Genomic DNA, 4,513 nt, shown 5'->3' on the forward strand with positions numbered 1-4,513 from the left:
GCAATGGCTGGTCGCGGCGGCGGTGATCTTCGGCCTGGCCACGTTCCTCGGCTGGTACTACCTGGCCGGCGCCAGCTTCGTCTTCGCGCTGACGCTGGCGATCACGGTCGTGATCATCGCCTGCCCGGATGCGCTCGGGCTGGCGACCCCGACCGCCGTGATGGTCGGGACCGGGCTGGGGGCGCTCAACGGCATCCTCTACAAGAACGCGACCGCCCTCGAGCAGGCCAGCAAGGTGCGGGCGATCATCTTCGACAAGACCGGCACCCTGACCGTCGGCCAGCCGCGGGTGGTCGAGGTGGTCGCGGCCGGCAACCCCCTCTCCGAGGCCGACTTACTGCGACTGGTCGCCTCGGCCGAGCAGTCGAGCGAGCACCCGCTGGCCCAGGCGGTGGTCGATCAGGCACGAGAGCGGGGCCTGACGCTGGCCCAGCCGACCGGGTTCGAGGCGATCCCAGGCCACGGGCTGCGGGCAACGGTCGATGGGCGTACGGTCCTGGTCGGCAACCGCAAGCTGATGCGTGACAACCAGGTCGGGCTGGACGGGCTCGGCGAGCGGGCGGCGGACCTGGAGGGGGCCGGCCGAACCGTGGTCTACGCCGCTGTCGGTGGCGAAGCGATCGGCCTGATCGCGATCGCCGACGCGCATCTTTTTATTCAAGCCTTCGTGATACGGTCCGCCGCTGTCTTTGATGCACAAGGTCGCGTGGAATTCATCCGACTCTTGACCAGGTCCGACCACCGCCATATCCACCGTCACGGATCTCAAAGCACGCGGCGTGCGCGTGGCGATGCTGACCGGCGACAACCGCGCCACCGCCGAGCGGATCGCGGCAGAGCTCGGGATCGGCACTGTCTTCGCCGAGGTTCTGCCTGGCGAAAAGGCCGACAAGGTCATCGAGCTCCAGCGGCAGGGCAAGCTTGTGGCGATGGTCGGCGACGGGATCAACGACGCGCCGGCCCTGGCCCAGGCCGACGTCGGCATCGCCATCGGGGCCGGCACCGACGTGGCCATGGAAGCGGCCGACGTCGTGCTGATGAGGAGCGACCCGTTCGATGTGATCGGCGCCATCGCCCTCAGCCGCGCGACCGTCCGCAAGATGAAGCAGAACCTGTTCTGGGCGGTCGGCTACAACACGATCGCCTTCCCGATCGCCGCCGGCCTGTTCTACCCGTCGATCGGGCTGCTGCTCCGCCCGGAGATCGCGGCACTGTCGATGGCCGGCAGCTCGCTGCTGGTCGCGATCAACGCCCTGCTGCTCAAGCGGACTCGCCTGCCCGGCATCCGCCGCACCCAGTCCGGTGAGCAGCCGGTTGCCCTGCCGGTGCCGGGAGTCGCGCATGGGAGTTACTAGCCGTAGCGCCCACCGGCTCCCAGCCCGTGTGGCGCCGGGAGGGGTGGTCCTGAGCGAGCGAATCGGCGCGCGGACGGAAACAGCGGGGTTCTGCTCGGTCACGCGAGAACCTCCTCGATGCGCCTCGCCACCTGGTCCACCGTCCCCACGCCGTCAATTGACACCAGCAGGCCACGTGAGCGGTAGTACTCGGTCAGCGGTGGGGATTCAGCGTGGTAGACACGGAGACGGTTCGCGACGATCTCGGATCGGTCGTCGCGGCGGTGGGTGATCGTCCCGCGTCTGGCGGTCCGCTCAACGATCTGGGCCGGTGACACTTCGAGCAGGACAACCCGCTGAATCGGCCGACCGAGCGTCGAGAGGGCTGCGTCGAGCATCTCTCCCTGTCGCAAGGTCCTCGGGACACCATCGAGAACGAAGCCAACCTCGGCGTCTGGCCGGCGGATCCTCTCCCGGACGAGCTCATCGACAAGCTGGTCAGGCACGAGCTCGCCGGCATCCATGGAGTGCCGGGCTTGGAGCCCGCGCGGCGTGCCGGCCTCGGCGGCCTGTCGCAAGAGGTCGCCAGTCGCGATGTGCGGCACACCGAGACGACCGGCCAGCCGGCTTGCTTGCGTCCCCTTACCGGCTCCCGGTGGACCGAGTAGCGCGATCCTCGAAACGCCGGCCGACCCATCCTCCGGTACCGCCTTGCCGCTACCTGGTTCCGTCATCGGCGCTGTCCCAGTCCGGCTCCCCCTCTATCATCGTTGGGACACGACATAGGAGAACTGTGCCGTGCGGCGGTTGAGCCATCAACATGATGGCCGACGGGTTCCCTCCCCGCGCGTCCGCGTCTTAGAATTCGGACGAGCGAGTCTCCGTCAATCCGCTGCGTGCTCCCGACCGCCGCGCCGTGGCAGCAGCAGGGGACGATGCGCGGTCCGCACGACCGTATCGGCGACGCTGCCTAGCAGCGCCCGGACCGGGCCGGTGTGCGCGTGCGTGCTCATCACGATCAGGTCCGCCCCGACCTCGTCTGCGCTCCGCATGATCGCCTCGGCGACCGACGTCGATGGCAGTCGGGGCTCGCCGGTGATGGCCATCCCCTCGGCCTGCAGGCCCGCGTGTCGCAGGCGGTCCGCCATGCCGGACACGTACCGTTTGGCGCTCTCCAGGGCCTCATCGTCCCACGCAGGGTCGAAATAGTACGCCCCGGCGGATCCGCTCATCATGGTGTACGCGACGAACGGCACCGCCACATCCACGAGGACTATCCGCGCGTTCGTCGACCGCGCCAGCGGGACGGCCGCAGCCAGCGCGAGCGCGCCGCCCGGCGACCCGTCGACGGCCACCAGTACGACCTCCAGCTTGGTCATCTGGTAACCACCCGGCCGAAGCACCATGACTGGGACCGGGCTCGTCGCCAGCACGTCCTGTGCGACGCTCCCGAGGTAGGCCCGCTCGAGACCGCCGCGACCATGCGTAGCCATCACGACGAGGTCGGCGCCAAGTTTGATGGCCGCCGCGACGATCTCCGCCGCGGGCTTGCCCCGATGCACTGCCGTGTCTACGTGCGGGCCGTGGGTGCGCAGCTCCGCCGCCACACGCTCCAGATCCGCCCTGATGCGTGCGTAGTCTGCCGGCGATGCCTCGGCGTCGATCACGGTCAGTAGATGCACCGCGGCACCCGTGGCCTTGGCCACTGTCACGGCCGGTGTCAACGCGACAGCCGGTTCGGTCACCCCGTCGAGTGGGACCAGGATCTTCGAGAACACTCCGTGCCTCCTCTTGCAGGCTGAACGGCTCGGCGCTGTCTGTCGCTGACCGGACGCAGCCAAGACCCATCCCGGGCTGACACGACGTGGTGAGAGAGAGAATCTCACCGCGTCCTCAGGAATACGTCTCCTGGTGACGCTGGGGCGGAGCCCGACCCCGTCAGCGAGTCAGGCTTTCGAGCCGGCGGATACGTTCTCCAATCGGCGGGTGGCTCGCAAAAACTGAGCCGGCTCGCTCCTCGAACTTTTTGATGGGGTTTGCGATAAACAGATGCGCGGTGCCACGGTTGGCGGACTCGAGCACCTCCGGGTCGCCGTCGATCTTGCGCAGGGCACTGGCCAGGCCCTCGGGATAGCGGGTTAGCTCGACGGCGGAAGCATCGGCCAGGTACTCGCGCTCCCGACTGACGGCGAGTTGAATGATCCGGGCCAGGAGGGGCGCCAGGATGCCGAGCAGGACCGCAAAGACCACCAGGACAAGCGCGATAGGGTTGCCACCGCTCTCGTCACGGCTTCGGCGCCGGCCACCAGTGACGCTGGACCAGAAGAGTGTCTGCCAGAGGAAGTCCGAAAGCATCACCACGGTGCCGATGAGCACCGCCATGAGCAGCATCAAGCGGATGTCGTAGTTGCCGATATGGGACATCTCGTGTGCGACGACGCCCTGCAGCTCGTCACGGGTCAGTTTGGTGCGCAACCCACTCGTAACCGTGATCGCGGCATGCCGCGGATCGCGCCCGGTGGCGAAGGCGTTGGGCGCGCTATCGTCGATGACGTACACGCCCGGCATCGGAGCTCCGGCCGCGATGGCCATTTCCTCGACCACGTTGAACAACTCTGGATCGTCGTCGTGCTGAATCGGTCGGGCGTGGCTGACCGCGAGAATCATCCGATCGCCGCCGTAGTAGCTGATGATTGAGAGAAGCAGAGAGATGCCGGCGGCGATCCCCCCGATCAGCAGTCCCTGGGTCCAATCCAGACGAGCGAGTCGTTCCGGGTCCAGGATACCCACGATGGCTAGCCCGAACACGGCGGCAACTATCGCGGTAAACAGACAAAACAGCACGACGAGGAGCAGGCTGTTGCGCCGATTCTCGGCGATCAGGTTGTGGAAAGTAAGCGTCGAGGCAGCCATGGGAGTGCTAGAACCGGACGGCGACGGGGTTGCGCACCTCGACGGCCTCCCCAGCATCGAGCGCGAAGAACTCGGCCGGCTTGAAGCCGAACGTGCTCCCCAGGACATTGGTGGGCACACTCTGTAGTGCGCTGTTGTACTGAGCGACCACGTCGTTGTAGTGCTGACGTGCGAAGCCGATCCGGTTCTCCGTCGCGGTCAGCTCTTCCTGTAGCTGCAGGAAACTCTGATTCGCCTTGAGGTCCGGGTAGGCTTCCGAGACCGCG

Annotated in this window: 4 protein-coding genes and 1 pseudogene; 1 reads left to right on the forward strand and 4 read right to left on the reverse strand. The window is 67.3% G+C overall.

Annotated elements, in window-relative coordinates:
* Nucleotides 1-1,355, forward strand: a pseudogene (locus Q0C41_RS31560) (HAD-IC family P-type ATPase); the annotation flags it as partial.
* A 98-nt stretch (nucleotides 1,356-1,453) separates the two neighbouring features.
* Here Q0C41_RS31560 and Q0C41_RS30010 read toward each other — a convergent pair.
* From Q0C41_RS30010 to Q0C41_RS30025, 4 genes are all read right to left on the reverse strand, one after another.
* Nucleotides 1,454-2,068, reverse strand: a complete 615-nt coding sequence (locus tag Q0C41_RS30010) for an adenylate kinase (protein WP_291990464.1) — start codon at nucleotides 2,066-2,068, stop codon at nucleotides 1,454-1,456.
* 150 nt (nucleotides 2,069-2,218) lie between these two features.
* Nucleotides 2,219-3,220: a universal stress protein gene (locus Q0C41_RS30015; protein WP_367079323.1), complete on the reverse strand. Its 1,002-nt coding sequence runs from the start codon at nucleotides 3,218-3,220 to the stop codon at nucleotides 2,219-2,221.
* Nucleotides 3,221-3,272: 52 nt separating this feature from the next.
* Nucleotides 3,273-4,247, reverse strand: a complete 975-nt coding sequence (locus tag Q0C41_RS30020) for a M48 family metallopeptidase (RefSeq protein WP_291990466.1) — start codon at nucleotides 4,245-4,247, stop codon at nucleotides 3,273-3,275.
* A 7-nt stretch (nucleotides 4,248-4,254) separates the two neighbouring features.
* Nucleotides 4,255-4,513, reverse strand: a 259-nt coding sequence (locus Q0C41_RS30025; RefSeq protein WP_291990468.1) for a LemA family protein, incomplete at its 5' end; no start/stop codon positions are given.

It is taken from the genome of Luteitalea sp. (assembly GCF_022842525.1).
Taxonomy (GTDB): domain Bacteria; phylum Acidobacteriota; class Vicinamibacteria; order Vicinamibacterales; family Vicinamibacteraceae; genus Luteitalea.